15 protein-coding genes are annotated in these 20,658 nt (G+C 67.4%); 4 read left to right on the top strand and 11 right to left on the bottom strand.

Annotation, left to right across the window (positions count from 1 at the left end):
* Positions 1 to 17 precede the first annotated feature (17 nt).
* The 6 genes from ACZLZQ_RS00635 to ACZLZQ_RS00660 all read right to left on the bottom strand — a co-directional run bounded on the left by ACZLZQ_RS00635 (position 18) and on the right by ACZLZQ_RS00660 (position 6,812).
* On the bottom strand, positions 18 to 863 hold the full coding sequence (locus ACZLZQ_RS00635) for an HpcH/HpaI aldolase/citrate lyase family protein (RefSeq protein ID WP_472947608.1): 846 nt from the start codon (positions 861 to 863) through the stop codon (positions 18 to 20).
* Entirely contained in the window at positions 860 to 2,086 is a 1,227-nt protein-coding gene (locus tag ACZLZQ_RS00640) for a CaiB/BaiF CoA transferase family protein (RefSeq protein ID WP_472947609.1), read from the bottom strand. Before ACZLZQ_RS00640 ends, ACZLZQ_RS00635 begins: the two co-directional genes overlap by 4 nt.
* Positions 2,087 to 2,093: 7 nt before the next feature.
* Positions 2,094 to 3,173: an ABC transporter ATP-binding protein gene (locus ACZLZQ_RS00645; protein ID WP_472947610.1), complete on the bottom strand. Its 1,080-nt coding sequence runs from the start codon at positions 3,171 to 3,173 to the stop codon at positions 2,094 to 2,096.
* Positions 3,166 to 4,884, bottom strand: a complete 1,719-nt coding sequence (locus ACZLZQ_RS00650; RefSeq protein ID WP_472934846.1) for an ABC transporter permease — start codon at positions 4,882 to 4,884, stop codon at positions 3,166 to 3,168. The genes ACZLZQ_RS00645 and ACZLZQ_RS00650 overlap by 8 nt, the downstream gene beginning before the upstream one ends.
* Before the next feature lie 67 nt (positions 4,885 to 4,951).
* The gene (locus ACZLZQ_RS00655) at positions 4,952 to 6,055 is read right to left on the bottom strand and encodes an ABC transporter substrate-binding protein (protein WP_472947611.1); all 1,104 of its coding nucleotides are present in this window, start codon (positions 6,053 to 6,055) and stop codon (positions 4,952 to 4,954) included.
* Between the two features lies 1 nt (position 6,056).
* Positions 6,057 to 6,812: an IclR family transcriptional regulator gene (locus tag ACZLZQ_RS00660; protein ID WP_472947612.1), complete on the bottom strand. Its 756-nt coding sequence runs from the start codon at positions 6,810 to 6,812 to the stop codon at positions 6,057 to 6,059.
* Between the two features lie 553 nt (positions 6,813 to 7,365).
* On the opposite strand from ACZLZQ_RS00660, the gene ACZLZQ_RS00665 reads away from it, so the two are divergent.
* Both ACZLZQ_RS00665 and queC read left to right on the top strand, forming a co-directional pair.
* Entirely contained in the window at positions 7,366 to 7,605 is a 240-nt protein-coding gene (locus ACZLZQ_RS00665; protein ID WP_472947613.1) for a hypothetical protein, read from the top strand.
* Between the two features lies 1 nt (position 7,606).
* A complete protein-coding gene (gene queC / locus ACZLZQ_RS00670; RefSeq protein WP_472947614.1) occupies positions 7,607 to 8,320 on the top strand; it encodes a 7-cyano-7-deazaguanine synthase QueC in 714 nt (237 codons plus the stop codon).
* Positions 8,321 to 8,421: 101 nt separating this feature from the next.
* On the opposite strand, the gene ACZLZQ_RS00675 is transcribed toward queC, so the two are convergent.
* The gene (locus ACZLZQ_RS00675; protein ID WP_472947615.1) at positions 8,422 to 10,572 is read right to left on the bottom strand and encodes a TonB-dependent siderophore receptor; all 2,151 of its coding nucleotides are present in this window, start codon (positions 10,570 to 10,572) and stop codon (positions 8,422 to 8,424) included.
* Positions 10,573 to 10,785: 213 nt separating this feature from the next.
* Here ACZLZQ_RS00675 and ACZLZQ_RS00680 point away from each other — a divergent pair, with 213 nt between their 5' ends.
* The gene (locus ACZLZQ_RS00680; RefSeq protein ID WP_472947616.1) at positions 10,786 to 11,667 is read left to right on the top strand and encodes an alpha/beta hydrolase; all 882 of its coding nucleotides are present in this window, start codon (positions 10,786 to 10,788) and stop codon (positions 11,665 to 11,667) included.
* 53 nt (positions 11,668 to 11,720) lie between these two features.
* On the opposite strand, the gene ACZLZQ_RS00685 is transcribed toward ACZLZQ_RS00680, so the two are convergent.
* The 4 genes from ACZLZQ_RS00685 to ACZLZQ_RS00700 form a co-directional block, all read right to left on the bottom strand.
* Positions 11,721 to 12,536 (bottom strand): ATP-binding cassette domain-containing protein, encoded by an 816-nt coding sequence (locus tag ACZLZQ_RS00685; RefSeq protein WP_472947617.1) that lies wholly within the window; start codon positions 12,534 to 12,536, stop codon positions 11,721 to 11,723.
* Entirely contained in the window at positions 12,533 to 14,530 is a 1,998-nt protein-coding gene (gene fhuB / locus ACZLZQ_RS00690) for a Fe(3+)-hydroxamate ABC transporter permease FhuB (protein ID WP_472948422.1), read from the bottom strand. Before fhuB ends, ACZLZQ_RS00685 begins: the two co-directional genes overlap by 4 nt.
* Before the next feature lie 8 nt (positions 14,531 to 14,538).
* Positions 14,539 to 15,456: an ABC transporter substrate-binding protein gene (locus ACZLZQ_RS00695; protein ID WP_472947618.1), complete on the bottom strand. Its 918-nt coding sequence runs from the start codon at positions 15,454 to 15,456 to the stop codon at positions 14,539 to 14,541.
* Between the two features lie 262 nt (positions 15,457 to 15,718).
* Positions 15,719 to 18,037, bottom strand: a complete 2,319-nt coding sequence (locus ACZLZQ_RS00700) for a diguanylate cyclase (protein ID WP_472947619.1) — start codon at positions 18,035 to 18,037, stop codon at positions 15,719 to 15,721.
* A gap of 382 nt (positions 18,038 to 18,419) precedes the next feature.
* On the opposite strand from ACZLZQ_RS00700, the gene ACZLZQ_RS00705 reads away from it, so the two are divergent.
* Positions 18,420 to 20,603, top strand: coding sequence for a putative bifunctional diguanylate cyclase/phosphodiesterase (locus ACZLZQ_RS00705; RefSeq protein ID WP_472947620.1), 2,184 nt, complete (start codon positions 18,420 to 18,422; stop codon positions 20,601 to 20,603).
* Positions 20,604 to 20,658: the final 55 nt, after the last annotated feature.

Raw genomic sequence — 20,658 nt, forward strand, 5'->3', positions numbered from 1 at the left:
CTGGACGGACAAAGGGTCTAGCGGCGTTCGGACAAAGCGATGACGGCTTTGGCGCGCGCGGCGATCGGCGCGTCGATGAACCGGCCCTCGAGGGTGAAGGCGCCGGTGCCCGCGGCAGCAGCCTCGGCATTGGCGGCGACGACCTTCCGGGCCCAGGCGATCTCCGCCTCGGACGGGGCGAAGGCCTCGTTGAGGACGGCGACGACGCTCGGGTGGATGCAACTCGCACCGTCAAAGCCGAAGTCGCGCGCCTCCCGGGCGGCGAGTCTCAGGCTCTCGACATCGCTGTAATCGGCGACGGTGCGCAGGAGGCCGAAGGAGAGGACGCCTGCCGCCTTCGCCGCCATGTGGATCAGCTGTTTCGGCAGCTTCAGCACCTCCGGCGTCGGCTGGGCGCCCATGGCGGTGGCGAGGTCCTCGGCGCCGGCGCTGAGGGCAAGCACGCGGGGACCGGCGGCGATCGGCCTTGCGTCGAACACCGAGCCCGGATCCTCGATCAGCGGCACGAAGACCATTGGCTTGCGGCCGAGCTCGGCCTCGATCGGCGCGATGTGGCGGACGATCGCATCAAGGAGGTCCGGCGTAGTGACCTTCGGGATATAGAGCCCGTCGGCGCCGGCGCGGCAGGCGGCTTCCGCGTCCGGCAGCAGGCGCTCGCCGGAATTGTTGACGCGCACGAAGGTGGTGGCGCCCTTCTGGCCGACGCTCGGCACGGTCCGCGACAGCGCCTCCCGCGCCGCCGTCTTTTCCGAGGGGGCGACGGCATCCTCGAGGTCGATGATGACCGCATCCGCCCCGCGCTCGTGCGCCTTGGCGATGAATTTCTGGCTGCTGCCGGGGACGTAGAGGAGCGAGCGGATCATGCCGCGGCCTTCGTCGCTGTGGCAATGGCGGCGATGGCTTCGGCATCGAGGCCGATCTCGCCGAGGATCTCGGCATTGTGCTCGCCAAGGGTCGGTGCCGGGCGGCGCCAGACGCCGGGCGTCGCGGAAAGGCGCGGCACGATGTTGTGCATCGGCAGCGAGCCGTTGTCGGCATCCTCGACCTCGACGACGATGCCGCGTTCCTCGAAATGCCGGTCGGCGGCGATGTCGGCGATGTCGAACACCGGGCCGACCGTCGCGCCGGCCTCGCGCATGATGGCAAGGCCCTCGTCCCGGTCCCGCGCGGCAAACCAGGCGCCGACGGCCTCGTCGACGAGGAGGCGGTTGCGCACGCGCTCGCTGTTGGTGGCAAAGCGCGGATCGGTCTTCATCTCGGGGTGGCCGATAATGTCGAAGATCCGCATCGTCACCGCCTGCATGGAGCCGGACAGCGCGACGAACCGGCCGTCGCGGCAGCGGTAGATGTTGCGCGGCGAGACGGTGTTGGAGCCGCTGCCGACGCGCTCCTTCACCTTGCCGGTGAGCCGGTGGATCGAGGCTTCCGGGCCGAGGACGGCGAAGATCGGCTCGAGCAGCGAGAGGTCGATGACCTGGCCGTGCGCCATGCCCTTCTCGCGGGCGAGCAGCGCCATGGTGGTCGCCTGCGCGCCGAACATGCCGGAGATCATGTCGGCGAGCGCCAAAGGAGGAAGCACCGGTTCGCGGTCGGGAAAGCCGGTGCGGGCGGCAAAGCCGCTCATCGCCTCGACCAGCGTGCCGAAGCCCGGCAGGTGCGCATAGGGGCCGGTCTGGCCGAAGCCGGAAATGCGGACGACGATGAGTTCCGGATTGAGCTGAAGCAGCGCGTCGGGGGCAAGGCCCATCTTCTCCAGCGTGCCCGGCCGGAAATTCTCGACGAGGACGTCGGCGGTGCGGATCAGCGTCCGCAGCGCCTCGAGCGTCGCCCCATCGCGCAGGTTCATCACCACCGAGCGCTTGTTGCGGCCGTAGGTCTTCCAGTGCAGCGACTGGCCGTCATCCTTCCAGTCGCGCAGCGAGTCGCCGGACGGCGGCTCGATCTTGATGACGTCGGCGCCGAAATCGGCGAGCTGCAGCGTCAGCATGTTGCCGGCGACAAGTCGCGAGAGATCGACGACGCGCACACCGGACAGCGGACCGGTGGCAGCTTTGTCGAAGCGGATGACGTCTTTTTCAGTGCTCATGGGCGCCTCACTTGCCGTCCGGTTCGGCCGGGAAGATCGTCGCGGCTTCGGGCGGAATGCGGATGAAGACCTCGCCTTGCGCGATCTCCTCGGCGGTCTGGATGCGGAAGCGCGAGCCGGCGCCGGCGACCTCGTACTGGTAGACCGAGCCGAGATAGGTGCCGTGCTCGATGCGGGCGGCGATCGCATTGTCCTGCGGGCCGGAGACGATCTCCAGCCGCTCGGGGCGGACGGCGACGACCAGCGTGCCGTCCGCCGCGGCGCGGCCGGGCAACGTGCGGATGCGCGAGCCGTCGGCCAGTTCGACGTTCGGAAGCCCGTCGACGTCGCCGCCGAAAAGCTTGCCGGACAGGAAGTTCGACGAGCCGATGAAGTCGGCGACGAAGGCGTCGGCCGGGGTGTTGTAGATCTGTTTCGGCGTGCCGAGCTGGCGCAGATGCCCCATGCTCATCACCGCGATGCGGTCGGAGACGGCGAGCGCCTCGGACTGGTCGTGGGTGACGTAGATGGTGGTCACCTTCAGCCGCTCCTGCAGCTCGCGCAGCCAGACCCGCGCCCGCTCGCGCAGCTTGGCGTCGAGGTTGGACAGGGGCTCGTCGAGGAGCAGCAGGCTCGGCCGGTAGACCAGCGCCCGGGCGAGCGCCACGCGCTGCTGCTGGCCGCCCGACAGCTCGAACGGATAGCGCTCGGCATAGGGCATCATCTCGACCAGCGTCAGCGCGTCGCGGATCCGCTCCTCGCGCTCGGCCTTGCCCATTTTCCTGAGCTTCAGCGGAAAGGCGAGGTTGTCGGCGACGCTCATGTGCGGCCAGAGCGCATAGCTCTGGAAGACGAGGCCGATGTCGCGGTGCTCCGGCGCGACGGAGATGCCCTTGGCGCCGTCGAACAGCACCTTGTCGCCGATGCGAATGGTGCCGGACGTCGCCTTGTTAAGGCCGGCGATGGAGAACAGCGTCGTCGACTTGCCGCAGCCGGAGGGGCCGAGAAGGGTCAGGAATTCGCCCGACGGCACGGTGATAGAGACATCGTTGACGGCGGTGACGTCGCCATACTGGATGGTCAGACGGTCGAGGACGAGATCAGCCATAGATCTTGGCTCCCAGTACGCGGCGCGCCAGAAGCACGAAGACCGCGGTGATGACGACTTGGATGGTGGCGAGGGCCGAGACCGGGCCGTTGTCGCCCTGGGCGACCAGCTGCAGCATCGTGGTGCCGATGATCTCGGAGCCGGGCTGGTACAGGAAGACCGCCGTCACGTATTCCTTGAAGAAGTGGATGAAGAGGAGCGCGAAGCAGGAGAACAGCGCCGGCTTCAGGATCGGCAGGATGATCCGCGTCACCGTCGTCCACCAGTCCGCCCCCGAAATGCGGGCGCCGCGGTCGAGCTCGTCGCCGACCTGCGAGAGCGCCGGTGCGATGGCCCCGAAGCCGACCGGGATGTAGCGCAGGATGAACGCCAGCATGAGAATCCAGATCGTGCCGCGGATGACGTCGAGACCGGGAATCCAGACCACGGCATAGAAGAAGCCAAGGCCGGCAATGATGCCCGGCAGCGAGCGCGGGAACAGCGCGACATATTCCAGCGGCCGGGCGAAGCGGAACTCCGAGCGCCGGGCGACAAGGGTGATGATGGCGATGAAAAACGTGCCGACGACGGCGCCGACGAGCGAGATCAGCACCGAATTGCCGATCGAGCGCATATAGGAACTGGAGTTGAAGATCAGCTCGAAATTCGCCGTCGTCATCAGCTTGTAGAAGGGGATCAGCGGCGTCAGGAAGGTGACGCCCGCCCGCATGAAGATGCCGGCGAAGATCGCGACGATGGTGGTGAGGACGTAGAAGGCGACCACGGCAAAGGCGACCCAGCGCCAGGGGCCGAGGTCGAGCGTCGAGGGCCGGGTCGCCTTGCCGCGCACGGTGACGAAGCGGCCGCTGCCCTTCATCAGCCGCCCCTGCAGCCAGACGAGGAAGCCGACGACGAGGAGGAGGATCAGCGAAGCCGCGCCGACAATGCCGTAGTCGGGCTGCACGGCGGCGTTGATGCCGCGGTCGTAGAGGAAGGTGGTGATGGTGTTGATGCCGCTCGGCGCGCCGAACAGCAGCGGGATCGCCAGCATCTCGATGCCGATGACGAAGTTGAGGACGGCGGAATAGATGATCGCCGGGCGCATCATCGGCACGGTGACCGACCAGAGCGCGCGGAACGGGCCGGCGCCGGCCGACCGGGCGGCATCCTCCAGCGAGGCGTCGGCCTTGGTGACGGCGCCGAGGCACATGAGGTAGGCGAGCGGCGCCTGACTGAGGCCGGCGACGATGCCCATGCCGGTGATGGAATAGAGGTTCCAGGGGATCGTGCCGATCCAGCCGCGCACCGCGAGCGAGACATATCCGGACGGGCCGTACATGGTGAACCAGCCGAAGGCGATCACGAGGTTCGACACGAACAGCGGCCAGAGCAGCAATTCGCCGAACAGGCGGCGGAACGGCAGGTTGGTGCGGCCGACGATCACCGCCATCACGGCGCCGAACACCTGCGCGACGACCATGGTCAGCACGGCGAAGGCCGCCGTGTTGAAGAAGATCCCAAGGATTTCCGGATCGCCGAACAGACGGCCGAAATTGCCGACGGTCATGCCCGCCGCGGTATCGTAGAGCGGCTTGTCGAGGAAGGCCTGGACAATGATCGGGGCGATCGGCCCCACCACCATCACGGTGGTGAGGGCAAAGACTCCCCAGAAGATCAGCCGCGAGCGATCGAAGCCCACGGTCGACCCCTTGTCGGCGGTCGTGGCTGTCATGGCGATGGTTTCCGGTGAAGGGTCGGGAGCGGGACGGACGTGGGTCCGTCCCGCAGCGGAAGCGCGGTTATTCGCCCTTCAGGGCGGCGTTCCACTTGGTGACGAAGGCTGGCGCCTCGTCGATCAGCTTCTTGTCGAAGCCGGCGAGGATGACGTTGTCGGGGCCGATCAGCTGCTCGATGCCCTGGAAAGTGTAGCGGACGTCAGCCTCCGCGACGTCGCCGCGGTACGGCACGAGCCCGCCCTTGCCGACGAGGGTCTGGCCGGCCTGGCTGAGGGTGTAGTCGACGAAGAGCTTTGCCGAGTTCGGGTTCGCCGCCTGCTTCGGGATGCCCATGCCGCGGAGCATGACGATGGTACCGTCGTCGGGGAAGGCGAAGCCGAGCAGTTCGCCGCCCGGCTGTTCCAGCCGCGGGAAGATGGTGATGCCGGAGACCGCGACGCCGATGACGTATTCGCCGGTGGCGATCTTCTCGTTCATCGGCCCGCCCGAGGTCTCGCCGCGGATCATCTTGCCGATCTGGCGAAGCTCGTTCCAGCCGGTGTCGCCCTTCTTGGCCATGTAGTTCCACCAGGCGGCGAGGCCGAACGAATTGCGCGCGGCGTCATAGGTGGTGATCTTGCCCTCGAAGCTCGCGGGATCGGCGACCGCCGCCGCGACCAGCGAGGCAAAGCCCTTCGGGCGCTGCTCCTCGGTCAGGAGCGCGGCATTGTAGGTGATGACCAGCGGGTCGGCCGAGAGCACGTAGACGCCAGCATAGGGATTGGCGAAGTCCGGCAGCTTGGCGAGCTCGGGGCTCTTGTAGTCGAGCATGCGGCCGTCGGTGCCGTAGTTCGCCCAGCGGTCGTTGGCGCCGGAGATGAGGACGTCGGCGGTGCGCGAGCCGCTGCCGGCCTCGGCTTCCCAGCGTGAATGCACGGTGCCGGAGCCGAGATCGAGGGTCTCGATGTTGATCCAGGGATAGGCCACCTTGAAGCCGGCAATCACCGGCTGCCAGTTGTTGTCGGCCATGTTCGAGTAGATCACCAGACCCTTTTCGGCCTTGGACGCCTCGATCGTGGCGGCATAGTCGGCGGGATAGCCCGCCGGCACGCCTTGCGCCGAGGCGCCGGTGGCAAAGCCCGCGACTGCGGCGCCGACGACGAACGCGGCCAGTTTCTGCTTCAACATTCTAATTCCTCCCAGGGTTCTTGCTGCTTGTCCGGCTCCGCCGCGCCAGCGCCTCCGATACGAGGCGGGCGGTTTCGACGACGATGCCGGTGATCCCGGGGACGTTGGCCTCGATGCGGTCCCGCGGCCCGGAAATGTTGATGGCGGCGACCGCCCGTCCTTCGGCGTCTCGTACCGGCGCTGCGATGCCCGCAGCGCCCTCGACCACGCCCTTGAGGTTGACGCAGAAGCCGTCCACCCGCGCCGCCGCGACCGTCGCCGCCACTTCGCCGCGCAGCTCGGGCGCCAGATGGCCGAGATAGGCGTCGAATTCGCACCGCTCGAGCCCGGCCAGCATCACGATGCCACTCGCCACCTGGTGCGCCTTGCGGAGCTTGGAGATGTCGCGGTCATAGCGGATCTCGCGGGCAGGCAGCACCTTGGTGAGGTAGCGCACCTCCTGCTTCTCGGTGATCGCCAGGAACCCGGTCTCGTTCGAGGCGGCGACCGCGTCGCGCAGCGGCGCTTCCGAGAGCCTCAGAATCGTGCCCCAGGCCTCGCGGCCGGGACCCGCCTCGCCGGGCAGGCGGATGAGCAGATAGGTGCCGTCGCCGAGCCGCTCGAGATAGCCCCGATCGGCCAGCTGGCGCAGCAGCAGCAGCGTGCTGCTCTTCGGCAGGTCCAGCGCCTGGACGACGGCCGCCAGCGAGACGGCGCCCGCCTGCAAGGCGAACCATTCGAGCATGTCGAGAACGCGTTCCGACCCTCGTCCACTCACTTTACATCCTCCCGCCGTTCATTATTTTGAACGTATTCATTACAATGAACGTACGGGTGGCGGGACACCCTGTCAACCGCAGCGGGAAACTCGACGAAATCCCGGCCGAACGGCTTGGGCATGTCGGCCTCCTGCAGAGGACGCCATCGCCGGTCGGGTCCTCTTCAGCCGTAAAGGCGGGATGTGATGCGCTGGCATGGTTCGACAAAGCCATGGAGCGCCGGAGCTCCAGACCAGTGCGAGCCGCGCTTTTGCATGTCCGCCTCCCCCATCCGCGAGCCGGCGCCCCTCTTCCGCCAAAAGCGGCCGTATGCTCTACGCGGCCGCATCGGCTTCCCCAGCCGACATCGTGGATGCGGGACGCGCAGAGAACCCGCAGGGGTCGGCGGGACTGGTCCGCGTCGATGATCGAGTAAACTCGGCGCCGGGATCCCTGGCAGCAGGCGCCGCTGCAAGGGCTGCTGGCGCCTACAGAAGGCGGTCGTTCCTGGCGATGGCTGGGCACCTCGCCACGGTGCCAAGCGCCCCAAACCCACAGGATGCTGGAAACCCGATGACGATGCTGCAAGCCTTCACCCTCGAGACCGTCCACCGGCTGCCGGACAGGCTGTCGACACGCCAGCGCTTGCGGTTGTGCCGCCATTCTTTTGACGCTGTGCTCCGCCTTGAAGGGACTGGCGATGCCTGCAGCGGTGTTGTCGCCAATGTCGTCGACGTATCCAACGTCAAAACCGCCTCCGGGCTGGTTCCCCTGTGTCGGCAGGTAGCAACGCTAGCAAACGAGGCGTGCTGAGATGGCGGCAACCGGCGAAACCGCCCTCGTCCTCTTCTCCGGCGGACAGGATTCCACGACCTGCCTCGCCTGGGCGCTCGAGCGCTTCGACCATGTCGAGACGGTCGGCTTCGACTACGGCCAGCGCCACCGCATCGAGCTCGACGTCCGCCCGCGCATCCTCGACAGGCTCAGGCGCGAGTTTCCGGAATGGGGGGCAAAGATCGGCGAGGATCACCTCATCGACATGGGCGTCCTCGGGCAGATCAGCGACACCGCGTTGACCCAGACGTCGGAAATGGCCATGCAGGCGAATGGCCTGCCGAACACCTTCGTGCCCGGGCGCAACCTTCTCTTCCTCGGCTTTGCCGCGGCGATCGCCTACCGGCGCGGCGCCAAGCACCTCGTCACCGGCGTCTGCGAGACCGACTATTCCGGCTATCCCGACTGCCGGGACGATACGATGAAGGCGATGCAGCTCGCCCTCAATCTCGGAATGGAAAAGCGCTTCGTCATCCAGACGCCGCTGATGTGGATCGACAAGGCGCAGACCTTCGCGATGGCCGAGGCCCTCGGCGGCGACGTTCTGCTCGATCTCGTCCGGGAGGAGACGCACACTTGCTACGCCGGCGACCGCACGCACCGGCACGACTGGGGCTATGGGTGCGGCGACTGCCCGGCCTGCCAGTTGCGGGCGCAAGGCTGGGAGCGCTTTCGAGCCTCCGCCGCAAGCTGAGGCCGGACGGGTCCCACGCGCATGGCGCTCGGCGACCGGGACGGGCTCGCCCCGGCGGTAAAGCGACACCAGCCCGTGCGGACGACGACAGGCCTTAAGCCTCAGAAACGGTAGCGGAGCGAGCCGATGACGTTGCGGCCCTCGTCGAGGTAGCAGTAGCCGGACGAGCAGGTGGCCTCGCGCTTGTCGAAGAGGTTCTTGGCGTTGATCTGCGCGCTGACGCCGTCGAACTTCGGGTTCGCCTTGCCGAAGTCGTAGGACAGCGAGGCGTCCACCAGGATGCGCTGCTCGTTGCGGAAGGTGTTGGTGTCGTCGCCGAAGCTTTCGCCGACATAGCGGACGCCCGCGCCGAAACCGAGGCCCTCGGCCGCCCCGCTCTGCACGGTGTAGTCGCTCCAGACTGAGACCTGGTGCGCGGGAATGCCAGAGGGGAACATGCCCTCGTTGTTGCCCGCCGTGATCTCAAGATCGAGATAGGTGTAGGCGGCCGTGAGGTTCAGGCCGGCCATCAGGCTGGTCGTCGCCTCCAGCTCGAAACCGCGGGACTCCACCTCACCGCGCTGGATTTGACCCAAGAGATTGTCCGGATCCTGTGCGAGGACGTTGCTCTGCCGGATGCGGAACAGAGCGGCGTTGACGGCGAGGTTGATGTCATCCGGCGCGTATTTGACGCCGATCTCCTCCTGCTCGCCCTCGGTCGGCTTGAAGGTCGCGCCCGTCGCGCTGCGCCCGATGGTCGGCGCGAACGAGGTGGAATAGCTGACATAGGGCGAGATGCCGTTGTCGAAGAGGTAAGCCAGACCCGCCCGGCCCGAGAACTTCTCGTCGTCCTGCTCGCTGCCAAGCGCGTTGATGTGGTCGAAGTTCTTCGTGGTCAGCCAGTCGTAGCGCCCGCCGAGCGTCAGGACGAAGCGCTGATATTCCATCTGGTCCTGCAGATAGAGCCCGGTCTGGCTCTGCTGCGTCGTCGTCGACACCAGGTCGAGCGACGGCGTCGCGATCGCCTGCGCACCGTAGTTCAGCCGGACGAGGTCGAGATCCGGCGCCGGACCGAAACCGAAGGCGTCGTCGACATCGACATAGGAATAGTCGACCCCGCCGAGCAGCGTGTGCTTGACCGGGCCGGTGTCGACATCGATCTGCGCCTGGTTGTCGACGACGAAGGAGTCCAGTGCGTCGACGATGCGCCAGGCCGAGCGGCTGGCCGTCAGCCGGTCCGCCGAGATGCCGTCGATCTGCGTGTACTTCACGTCGGCGTCGACATGGGCGTAGCGCAGGTTCTGGCGCACCGTCAGAGTATCGTTGAACCGGTGCTCGAACTCGTAGCCGATGCGGCCCTGCTTGCCGTCGAAGTCGCCGAAAGCGGGATCGCCGGACTCCAGACCGGTGATCCCGCCGTTTTCGTTGACGAAGGACGCGTTGCCGCCGGTCGTGAAGTCCATGTACTCGCCGAGGACGGTGAGCTGGGTGTTGCGGTCGTCGGAGCGCAAGGTCAGGGCGGGCGCGATGAAGACACGGTCGTCCGGCGCACTGCGCAGATCGGTATCGGCGTCGCGGGCAAGCCCGGTGATGCGGTAGAGGACGTTGTCGCTGCCGCCGAGCGGCCCCGAGGCGTCGAAGCTTGCCTGGGCACGGCTGTTGGAGCCGACCTGCGTCTCGATCTCGCGGAACGGCGTATCCGTCGGCCGCTTCGAGACGAGGTTGACGATGCCGCCGGGCGAGCCGCCGCCGTAGAGGACCGAGCTCGGCCCCTTGAGGACGCTGATGCCCTCGAGGCCGTAAGGCTCGGTCTTGAAGATCGAGAAGTTGCCGGTCAGCTCGCGCAGGCCGTCGCGGTAGACGCCGGTATAGGTCACGTCGAAGCCGCGGATGTAGAAGCTGTCGAAGCGCGGATCGAAGCCGAAAGCGCCGACGCGGACGCCGGGCGTATACCCCAGCGCCTCCTTCAGCGTCTGGACCTTGCGGTTCTCCAGCTGCTGGCGCGAGACGACGTTGACGGTCTGCGGCACCTTCTTCAGCGGCGTGTCCGTCTTCGTCGCGACCGTCGCCGACCGGGCGACGGCGCCGTCCGTCTGCAGCCCGCCGCCTTCGCCGTCGCCCATCGTCGCACCGCCAGCGCCGGCTTCGAGCGTCACGGCATCAAGGACGATCGTGTCCTGAGCAAGGGCCGCCGATGCTCCGACCATGGTGAGGCAGGAGCAGCTGAGCAGCGCGGCGCAGAGGGTGCGCGTCGGACGATCGGATGGCGACATGATCAGATGGGTCCTGCTGGCAACGGCTTGATGACGGGTGCCAGCACGATTAGAAAAACATGATAACGAGAGTCAACATTAATCAGCCGGCCGTGATAACCCTGAGACGGGCACAAACGGCGAAAGCTTTCCTTTCGTCAGGAACTTGGGCCTGTTCAGGGCTCGAGCAACCCGGAATGAAAACCAGCCACTGCGGCAAGAAGGACACAAGTATTGGACCCGTTCCAAACAGGCACCGAAGGCCGGCCGGCCCTCCTCTCCGACACGCAGATCTTCGATCTGACGGGAGAGTGCGGCGATGTCTGGCGGCTTTTCGTCTACTTTCCGAAAGGTGAGGCGCCGCCCGGTGGATGGCCACTTCTCGTCCTCACCGACGGCAATGCGGTGATCGCCACCGCCGTCGACGCGCTGCGTGTCCAGGCGGCCTACCCCATGGGGACGGATGTCCAGCCCGGCGTCATCGTCGCGGTCGGCTATCCCCGTGACGAGGCCTATGATCCGCTGCGGCGCTCCTATGATCTCTCGCCGCCGCCCGGCCGGACCTACCCGCCGTTCACCGAGAGGGGACCCGACGTCGTCACGGGCGGGGCGGACCGGTTCCTGCGCTTCATCGAGCGCGAGATGCTGCCGTTCGTCGCGACGCTCGCGCCGGTCGACCCGGCCCGGCGAACCCTCTTCGGGCACTCCTTCGGCGGGCTCTTCGCCTTGCATGCCCTGTTCTCGCGCGGCGCGACGTTCCAGCGCTTCGTCGCGGCCAGCCCGACCATCTACTGGGAGGACGGCCTGCTGCTGGAAAGCGAGGCCCGGTTCGTCGCCGCGGAGCGGGACCGCGACATCGAGGTCCATCTCTCCGCCGGGGAGCACGAGGGCGAGACGCTGGCGCCGTTCCAGTACGGACGTGACGATACGGACAAGCGGCTCGAGCATGCCCGGACCGCACAGACGCTATCGCTGACCCAGGCCATGGCCGCGCGCCTCGCCACTCTGCCGCACCTACGGCTGGCCTATGAGACCTATGCCGGCGAAACCCACATGACGATGCTGCCGATTGCAGTCTCGCGCGCCGTCCGCGTCGCCTTCCGCATCTCGGAATAGCGCATCCAAAAAGATAGAGCGTCCTTTGTGCGTCCTTCCGGACGCACGGCGCTCTAAAGCGGCACCGCAACGCCGATGGCCGACCCCGGCCGCGGCAGCACTTCCATCGCCATGCCGTAGACGCTGTCCAGCACCGGCGGCGACATGAAGCCTTCAGGCGTCTCGTTCGCGACGAGGCGTCCGCCGCGCAAGGCGACGATCCGGTCGCAGAAGCGGGCGGCCATGTTGACGTCGTGCAGCACGACGACGACGCAGAGCGAGCGCTCGTGCGAGAGGCGGCGGATCAGGCTGAGGATGTCGATCTGGTGCGCCACGTCGAGCGCGGAGATCGGCTCGTCGAGGAGGAGGCATCCGGCATCCTGCGCCACCAGCATGGCGAGCCAGACCCGCTGGCGCTCGCCGCCGGACAAGGTGTCGACGTCCCGCTCGGCAAGCTCGAGCGTTCCCGTCCGCGCCATCGCGCCTTCCGCCTCGGCGGCGTCGGCCTCGGTGAAGCGGCCGAGGGCGCCATGCCAGGGATAGCGGCCGAGGCGCACGAGTTCGCGGACCCGCAGCCCGGTGCCAGTCGGCAGGTCCTGCGGCAGATAGGCGACGCGCCGGGCAAAGTCGCGTGCGCCCCACGCGCCGAGCGGACGCCCCTCGAAGCGGAGAGTGCCGCTGGTCGGGCTATTCTGGCGTGCCAGCATCTTCAGAAGCGTCGACTTGCCGGAGCCGTTCTGGCCGACGAGGCCGATCACCTCGCCATGCGGGAAGGACAGGGTCAGCGGCGCGAGGATGGTGCGGCCGTCCGCCTCGAAACTGACGGCATCGAGTTCGAAGCCTGTCCGCGACATTTTCGTCGCTGGCGGGACGGGAACAGCAAGGTTCATGGCGTGCGCCTTTGCAGAAGCCAGAAGAGAACCGGCGCGCCGACGAGCGAGGCGACGAGGCCGGTGGGGAGCTGGAACGGAAAGGCAACGACGCGCGCCAGCCAGTCCGCCGCGATGAGGATGGCGGCGCCCGTGGCGGCGCTGAGGAGCAATGCCGGGGCCATGCCGCGAACGCCGACAAGACGCACGAGATGCGGGGCGATAAGCCCGACGAAGGTCAGCGGACCGACGACCGGGGTGGCCACCGCCGTCGCCAGCGCCGCGAGCGCCAAAAGGAGAAGCCGGCTGGCGCGCACGCCGAGGCCGAGACTGCCGGCGGTGGCGGGGCCGAGCGTCAGAAGGACGAGCGGCCGGCCGGTCGGGAGGGCGATCAGCAAGACGAGCGCGGCAGCGCCCGCCGCCATCAGCGCGCCGAAAGGCTCCACCGTCGTGGTCGCGCCCGCCATCCAGGAGAGCAGCTGTACCGCGCGCGGATCGCCGCCGGCCGACAGGACGCCGATCACCGCATCGAGCAGCGCCGAGATGGCGATCCCCGCCAGCAACATGCGCTCGGGCGCAAAGCCGGAGCGGCGCCCGAGCAGGAGGATCACGAGCAGCGTCGCGAAGGCGCCGGCAAAGGCGGCGAGTACCGTGCCGCCCGGCGAGAGGCTGCCGGCGGTGAACAAAGCGATGGCGACGGCAAAAGTCGCGCCGGCGCTGACGCCGAGGATTTCGGGACTGGCCATCTCGTTGCCTGTCAAGCGCTGCAGCACGAAGCCGGCCAGCGCGAGAAGAACGCCGGCGGCGCCCACCGCCATAACCCGCGGCCACCGCCAGGGCAGGATCGCCGACAGGTCGGACAGGCCAAGCCAGTGCCACCCGCCCGCTGGCGATCGCCCGAGGAGCAGCGCTGCGGTGACCAAGAGGAGCAAGCCGCAAACCATCGCGGCGACGACGAGCCATGACCTGTTCCCGCCGCCGATCGCCCGTGGCGCCCGCGCCTGCCGGGTCGGCGGCCGCAGGCCCGCCTGCAGGCGCGGCAGCAACCAGAGCAGGATCGGCGATCCGAGGAGCGCCGTCACGGCGCCGGTCGGCACGAGATCGGCGGACACGCCGGCCGCCAATTGGACCGCGAGATCGGTCAAGAGCAACAGCAGCGCCCCGATCACCCCGGACCACAGCAAGCGGGCGGAAAAGTCGCGGGCGCCGGCCAGCCGCGCCATGATCGGCGCGACCAGGCCGACGAAACCGATCACGCCGACGGCGCTGACGGTGACCGCCGAGAGCGCCACCGCCAGCGCGACCGCGCAGAGCCGCAGGCGCGCCACCGGCAGGCCGAGGCCCCTCGCCGCCTCATCGCCGAGCTCGATCAGCGACAGCGGACGCAGGAGGAGAAGCGTGAAGGGCGCGGCGATCGCGAGTCGTACGGCGAGGTCCGCGGCCGGGGCCCAGCTCTGCTGGCTGAGCGAGCCGCTGCCCCAGATGAACAGGCTGACCAGCCAGCGGCTGTCGATCAGCGTCAGCACCGAGGCGAGTGCCCCGCAGTAGAGCCCGACGAGGAGACCCGACAGGACCAGCGGCACCGGAGCGAAATCCTGCCGACGCGCGAGCGCGAACACCAGCGCTGCCGCAAGCGACGAGCCGAGGAGCGCCACGAGGTCGCGCCCCCAGCCCAGCAGCGCCGGGGCGAACAGCGTGGCGAGGGCGAGCGCCAGCCGCGCCCCGGCGTCGATGCCAAGCGTCGTCGGCGAGGCCAGCGGGTTGCGCAGCGCCTGCTGGAGCATCGCGCCGGCGGCGGCCAGCGCGGCGCCGCACATCACCGCCATCGCGAGGCGCGGCAAGGTGGAGTGGAGGAGGACGAGGCGCTGCGGATCGTACCCTGCGGCTCCCGTGCGCCACAGCGCGGGGAGATCGGGACCGAGGAGGATCGCGGCGAGGACGAGGGTCGGCAGCGCGAGCGCGAGGGCCAGGAGCGCGGGTCCGCGCCGCTGTCTCAGAAGGCCGGCGACCGGCATGGCGGCGGTCACGCGCTGCCCTCCAGCGCATCGAGCAGCAGCGCGGCGAAGCGGCGGGCCGACGGCACCCCGCCGAACACCAACACCGGCGGCAGGACGGGCACCGTGCCGCCGCGCACGAAGGGCAGTTCGCGCCAGAGCGGGCTGTCCGGCAAGGTCGCGGCGACGTCGTCGGGCATGTAGTCGGCCACCGCGAAGGCATCGCCCAGCGCCACCAGCTGCTCGAGGCCGACGGTCGAGAAGCCCCAGAAGTTGGCGGGTTTTTCCCAGGCATTGCGAAGGCCGATGCGGTCGAGAACGTCCTGGTAGAGGCCCGGCCGCCCGGTGACGCGGACATGGCGCGGGTCGATGAAGGAGAGGACGGCAACCGGGCGGCCGCGAAACCGCCGGGCGCGCTCGGCGCAGACGTCGAAGAAGCGCTCGGTGTCGGCAAGGTATCGTTCGGCCTCGAGCGCCCGGCCGGTGAGCGCGCCGACCTCCCGCACCGCCGCCATCGCTTTCGGCAGCGGCGAGCCGCCCTCGGAATAGACCGTGATGCGTTTGACCTCGGCAATCCGCGACAGGCGCTCTTCGGCCAGTCCGACATAGTCCGTGGTCAGGATCAGGTCGGGCCGGAGGGCGGCCAGCAGTTCCATGTTCGGATCGAGACTGGCGCCAAGGTCCACCGTGCCCGGCGCCAGCGGCGGCTCGGCGACCCATTTCCCCCAGTCGCGGGCATCGGAGATCGCGACCGGCGGACAGCCGAGAACGATGAGGGTCTGAGCGAGCGCGTAGTCGAGCGTCACCACCCGCAAGGTGGAAGCATCGGACGATCGCGCGCGCAGGACGAACGGGGAAGCGAGAAGGGCGGAGAGCAGCGCGCGACGGCAAAGATCCGGCGTTCGCGCCGGGCTGACGGGCGACAGCTCACCCGTGGCAGGCGGCACTCCGTGTCGCTTGGGAATGACGGATATCCGCGAACCTGGCGTCATCAAGATCTGGTATCCCCGATCAACCCTTCGAGCCCTAGGCCCTCCAGCGCTGGTCGAACAATAAGTAGAGTGTGCTAGTCAAGTTTATTGTGAGCGTCAGCGCCGATGATGAACCGGCGGCGGCCCAGTCGCGGGCGTGCCCGGGACGTAGGCCGAAAGCCCGTTTGCAGCGTCATCGCCTGCGGGAACAATCGGTTTTACAGGAGGCCTAAGACGATCACAGCCGCCGGGCGGCGACCCTTCCCATGGCCATGAAGGCCTTCTTCTGCTCGGGCGTCGGTTCGCTGCGCATCGGCTCGCGCGAGACCACGCAGACGGCGCCGAGCGGCTGTCCGGTCTCCGGGTCCGAGAAGGGCGCGCCCATGTAGGCGCGCATGCCGTCGCCGGTCACCAGGGGGTTCTCCGAGAAACGGCTGTCGCGTGCAAGGTCCGCGACGACGAGCGGCTCAAGCCCGGTCACCGCATGGGCACAGAAGGAGATGTCACGGGGCACATCGGCAGCATCGATGCCATGCCGCCCAATGAGGATCACCTTCTCGCTGCCGACCAGCGACACGAAGCCGATCGGCGCGTCCATGATCTCCGCGGCGCTGCGCGCGATGGCGTTCAGCGCATCCGTCGCGCCCGGCGTGATCCCGGAGGCGGCCTGGTCTGCCCGGACCGCTCTCTGTTCGTCGTCCACGACGATCGGCGGCTTCGGGTCGGACGGCATGTCGGGGGTGGCCATGACCCGGTTCCGGCCGGTCCGCTTTGCTTCATAGAGCGCTGCGTCCGCCAGCCGGATCATCTCCGCCGGATCGACGTCCTCAGGGGCCTCGGCCTGGCGCGTGGTACAGCCGACGCTGATCGTGACCACACTGTCCGGCGCCTCGTTGCCGCGATGGCGAATGCCGAGGCGCTCGATGGCCGACACGATCCGGTCGCCGACGATCCGGGCCGCCCTTTCGTCGCTGCCCGGAAGGATCACCGCGAACTCTTCGCCGCCGTAGCGGGCGGCCATATCGTGGGAGCGCACGCACTGCTCGACCGCCGCCGCCACCCGCCGCAGGCAGTCGTCTCCGGCCTGGTGCCCGTGCGTATCATTGAACCGTTTGAAGTGATCCACGTCAAGCAGCAGTAGCGACAGAGGCTTGCCATCGCCGGCTGCGCGATCCCACTCGAGCGCCATCTTCTCGTCGAACTGCCGCCGGTTGGCCAGTCCGGTCAGGCCGTCCTTGTTGGCCAGCTGCTCCAGGCGGGCATGAACCTTGTCGAGCTCGAGCTCCGCTGCCTTGCGCTTGGTGATGTCGCGCAGGACCACGAGATAGCCGTCCTTCTCGGAAATGCTGCCATAGCGTCCTTCGACCCAGACCTCCCGGCCGCTTTGGTGCCGCAGGCGATAGACCGCCTCTGCCGGCTCCTGACGCTCGCGGCAGGCCGCGACGATCCCCTCGACCAGCGGCCAGTCGTCGGGATGGATGAGATCGCGCGTCTTTTGGCCGATCAGCTCGCTCGGGTCGTAGCCGAGGACCCGGCGGCAGGCCGGCGACACGTATCGACGCGTCAGGTCGCTATCGAGCCGCATGATGATGTCGGACGCGTTGTCGGCCAGCAGCCGGTACTGCGTCTCGTTCTGCAGCGCCGTCTTCTCTGCCCGCGCCCGGTTCGCCAATTCCCGCCGGACCAGAAGCCCCAGGGCCAGCGCGATGACGGACAGCAGAACGAGCACGGCGCCAATCTGCGCGGCTCGGGTCCGCCAGCCCGCATAGACCGCCGCCTCGTCCAGCGCGACATTCATGATCAGCGGCAGGTCACCGACCCGGCCAAAGGTATAGATGCGCGGCAGGCCATCGACGGCGGCGACGCCGGAGAACGTGCCCGCACCCTCGGCGATGAAACGGCGGATGTTGCTGGTGGCGGAAAAGTCGCGCCCGATCTGGTCATCGCGGTAGGGCGTTCGCATCAGCATGACGCCCTTGGCCGAGAACAGGTTGATGCTGTCGCCCGGCTGAAGCGCCGCGCGTTCGAACAGGCTGCGGAAATAGTCCAGCCTGACCGTGCCGACGACGACGCCCGCAAAGGCCCCGTCCGCGCTCTCGATCCGGCGGCTGAGGGCGATCACGACGTCGTCTCCCGTCAGGCGGCGCCGGAACGGGTCGCTGAAGTAGATCCCCTCAACCTTTCCGTCCCGCTGCACCTGGAAATAGTCGCGATCGGAGAAGTTGTCGGACCGGTGCGGGTTCGCCCCGGCGTCGCGCACCACATTGCCCGCCGCATCGAGAACGAGAAGGCTGGTGAAATAGGGATCCACCAGCACGCCCTCGAACAGGTAGGCCTGCTGCAGGTCCGGCGCGAGAGAGGCGATCCGGCCGCCCGTCAGCTTCGCCGCAACGCCCGACAGAACCCGGTCGTAATTGCGCAGATTGCCCTCGATGTCCTGCGACAGCACGCGGCGAAGATTATCGGCGTTGGCGACGGCGGTACCATAGGTGTCCCGGCGCATCTCGAGGAGCGCGAACGTCGACGCGCCGCAGAAGCCCATCAACAGGACTGCCAACAGAATCCAAAACCGCCCGCGCTGTAGAAAAGACATCAAACCGAATCCCGACTGGCCTTCGCCGTCTTCGAGTGTGAGTTTGGCGACGCACCGCAAGCACTGGTAGCGATCTTCGATTTTCGATTCGTTACCAGCTAAGATAATATTCAGGGAGACTTCTGTTTGCCGGGCTAAACCGGCACAATTTTATGTGCTTTCGGATCGACCGGACGCCGCGTCGCGCGAAATGTCCTTCGGACAAGCCAGCCTGGTGACTGTCACGCGTGGGACGCTAGCCACAAAAGACTGAGGGAGCAGTTCCCCTGACCCAAGCAGAGGCTGCGTCATTCCTTAAGTTATTTGAGGCTAGACTCTCAGCATCAGCTTTCAGCGGCAGCATCGCATGTCCTACCCCATCCTCGACGGCGAAAGTGAGCGCCTAGCCGCGCTCGAAGCGTTTGGCATTCTTGGGACCGCGCCCGAACACGAGTTCGACCGCATCGTTGAAATCGCCTCGCACGTCTTCAGTGTCCCGATCGCCCTTGTTTCGCTGGTGGACCGGGACCGCCAGTTCTTCAAGGCAAACGTCGGCCTTCCCGTCTGCGAGACGAGCCGCGACGTTTCCTTCTGTACCTACGCGATGCTGGGCGACGAGGTGATGGTGGTGCCGGATGCCACCAAGGATTCCCGCTTCGTCTCCAACGCGCTCGTCACAGGCGAGCCGTTCATTCGTTTCTATGCCGGCGCCCCGCTTATTTCGGCCTCGGGCCACCGTCTCGGCAGCCTCTGTCTCATCGACCATCAGCCCCGGCCGGGACTATCAGAGCAGGAGCGCCTGTTCCTCGTGAACCTTGCCTCTCTGGTGATGGACCGCATGGAGTTGCGGCGGCTCGAGCTTGCCAACAGCGCCAGCCGAAGCCAGTTCCAGAACATTGCCATGACGTCGCCGGATGGCATCATCTGCGCGAACGGTCACAACATCATCACGTCCTGGAATAGCGCTGCCGAGCGGATGTTTGGTTATAGCGCGGAGGATGCAGTCGGGCGTTCGCTCGACATGATCGTCCCGCCGGAACTGCGCGCTCAGCACGGCCGCGGGCTTGCCCGCGTCGCAGCCGGCGGCACCGAGCGCATCATCGGGACCTCTCAGAACCTGATGGCGTGCCGCCGAGACGGCTCCGAGTTTCCGATAGAGCTTTCGCTGTCGCGCTGGGTCGAGAATGGCGAGCCGAAGTTTGGCGCCATCCTGCGGGACGTGACGGCGCGCAAACAGGCCGAGGAGCAACTCCGTTACTCCGCCGAACACGACAGCCTGACCGGCCTCCTCAACCGCGACAGCCTTCACAAGGCGATCGCAAAGGCCTCCGCCGCCGGCGTTTCGATGACGCTTCTCCTTCTCGACCTCGATGGTTTCAAGGACGTGAACGACACTCTGGGCCACGCGGTGGGAGATCAGGTCCTGCAAGTGGTGGCCCGGCGTCTATCGGGCATCATCGGCAAGAACGATCTGCTCGGCCGTCTGGGCGGCGACGAGTTCGTCGTGTTCAGTGCCGGATGGGGCGATCCGCTCTTGGCGGCTTCACTGGGGGAGCAACTCATCTCCTCCATCGAGGCACCCATCGAGCTCGACGAGCAGCCGATCTACATTGGCGCCAGCATCGGAATTGCCACCTCCTGCGACGATGCCGGCGACGCCTCCACCCTTCTGGGCGACGCCGATCTCGCCCTCTACCAGGCGAAGGCCGACGGCCGTCACCGGGTCCGCATCTTCACGCCGGGACTGCGCGCGGCCATGACGACGCGCAGCAGCGTAAGTTCGGGCCTGCGCAAGGCGTGGGAGGAGGAGGAGTTCGAACTCTACTATCAGCCGCAGGTCCGGCTGTCGGACAACAGCCTCTCCGGGGCCGAGGCGCTGATCCGCTGGAACCGCCCCGAACACGGCGTCGTCGCCCCCGGGGCCTTTTTGCCCGTCCTGGAAAGCGGCCTTCTGTGTGTTCCCGTGGGCGAATGGGTCTTGCGCACCGCCTGCGCGCAGGCCGCGGCATGGCGAAAGATGGGCCTTGCCGACTTCCGCATCGGGGTGAACCTCTTTGCCGCCCAGTTCCGGACAAACGATCTCGCTGAAACGGTCGAACGGGCGCTGTCCGATCACGATCTCCCGGCAAGGGCGCTCGAACTCGAAATCACCGAAAATACCATCCTGCGCAATGAACGCAGCATCACCAAAACGCTGCATCACCTCAAATCCATCGGCGTGGGCATCGCCTTCGACGATTTCGGAACAGGCTTTGCCTCGCTGAGCATGCTGAAGGACTACCCGGTGACACGCCTCAAGATCGACCGATCGTTCATCAGCGGGATCGGCGGGGATGCCAAGGGCCAGGCGATCGTCGAAGCCGTCATCCGGCTGGCGGCGGGCCTCGATCTCGACGTCATCGCTGAGGGCATAGAGATGGTGGACGAAGCGGATTACCTGCGGGCTATCCGCTGCCCCGAAGCACAAGGATACATGTTCGGCCGCCCCATGAAGGCCGTCCAGTTCGAAGGCCTGTTCTGTCCTGTACAATCGGACCGGTGGACGGCCTGATCGAGCCGTTTGCTGGCGACCGGATCAAGCCGGCTGAACGCTACCCGCGTTGGGA

Source organism: Mesocryomonas lacus (assembly GCF_055730105.2).